The sequence below is a fragment of the Alteromonas sp. BZK5 genome, assembly GCF_014349115.1.
Taxonomy (GTDB): domain Bacteria; phylum Pseudomonadota; class Gammaproteobacteria; order Enterobacterales; family Alteromonadaceae; genus Alteromonas; species Alteromonas macleodii.
In genome coordinates, this window is sequence record NZ_JACSOE010000252.1 from 1 (window position 1) to 1,422 (window position 1,422).

Genomic DNA, 1,422 nt, shown 5'->3' on the forward strand with positions numbered 1-1,422 from the left:
TTGAGCCAGTCTTGCACTTCTCTTCGTTGATATTGCGGCATGGTCATTCTCCTTAACAAAAAGAGAACACCATGCCGTAGCTAATTTATGAATTGAATGTGGGGATTACCGGACGGACACTTTACACTTAGTCAACTAAATCGAGTACTGATACCAGGTGGTAAGCTTCTGTTAACCACGCCGAATGTGTATTCGTTACCATCTATCGCAAGATTCTTAACAGGGCGAAGTATTGCAGACCCTTTAGTTGAATTCGGCAAACTTCGAGGCTTAGGGCATATGGGGCATGTGCGCGAATACTCTTCAAAGGAAGTAAGTCGCTGTTTGGAAGCTAGCGGTTTTGTTTTAAATTCCACACACTACAGGTACCATCATAATGCTAGCAGTAAGAAAAAGGCGTTGTTGTCACTAGCCTATCGCGCAGTACCATCAAAGTTTCACCGTGAAATGGTGATTTTGGCAGAAAAGGTGGCTGATACCGATAAATTTGAGCCCGTGGTCATTTCGTCTACAGCCGTACAATAGACTATTTAAGTGAACACCTGGTGATTTCTATATGTCCAATAGTCTCACCTATTACTTTACATACAGCATTGGCAAAAAGTTGCGCTAAATTTGGCTGTGATTTGCTGAATTTATTAAGACAAACGCTCACATTTTCGAACACAAAGGGACAGTTAGCATCAGTAGCACAATAATACTGAGAATAACAAAACTGGCGTTGGCACCTGTTTCGGTTTAGCTTAACAGTCAATTTTTTCTGTTTATTAAATCGTAACCCGATTGCATCCTTTAGCGCTGTTTTTAACTAACTTGCCGTTACTGCAGTTCAAATAGGTATTACATGAAAAGCTTGTACTGTTATACATTGTAAGTAACATTATTGCGAAACGAAAAAATACAAAGCAATTTTAAACAACGTTGGCTCATACCGTGATTAAACACTCTCAAAGAAAAGACATTCAAGGATTAAGAGCTTTAGCAGTATTGAGCGTCGTAATTTTTCATATTTCACCGGCAAATCTTAAGGGCGGCTATTTAGGCGTTGATGTCTTTTTTGTCATTTCAGGTTATTTGATTATTGGGCAAATATGGCGCTGATTGGTGTCGAACGAGTTTTCGTTCACAAATTTCTACAGCAAACGTTTTAAGCGACTTTTTCCTTCGTTTGCTGTGGTGGTAATCGTAACTACGTTCTTTGCCTACATGAACGTTGCCTGAAGATTACAAAACTTATATTCATCGGTCTTGTGTAGGTTTCAAATACCCAAGTAAGGTTGAAATAGAATTGGTTTTCTGTGTAACCAGATTTTCAAATAGTTAAAATGCTTGTTAATGATACGTCTTCCTTGGCGTATTTTCGCCACGATGAAGTCAAGATAAACGATTAGCCAAATAGCATCTAGCCGGCGCGATTTTTAT

At 39.1% G+C, this 1,422-nt stretch carries 2 protein-coding genes; both read left to right on the forward strand.

Annotated features, from left to right (window positions below; translation table 11 throughout):
- Positions 1–96: 96 nt before the first annotated feature.
- A complete protein-coding gene (locus BIZ39_RS21740) occupies positions 97–525 on the forward strand; it encodes a hypothetical protein (protein WP_187448103.1) in 429 nt (142 codons plus the stop codon).
- A gap of 408 nt (positions 526–933) precedes the next feature.
- Positions 934–1,101, forward strand: a complete 168-nt coding sequence (locus BIZ39_RS22710) for an acyltransferase family protein (RefSeq protein ID WP_410369576.1) — start codon at positions 934–936, stop codon at positions 1,099–1,101.
- Positions 1,102–1,422 lie beyond the last annotated feature (321 nt).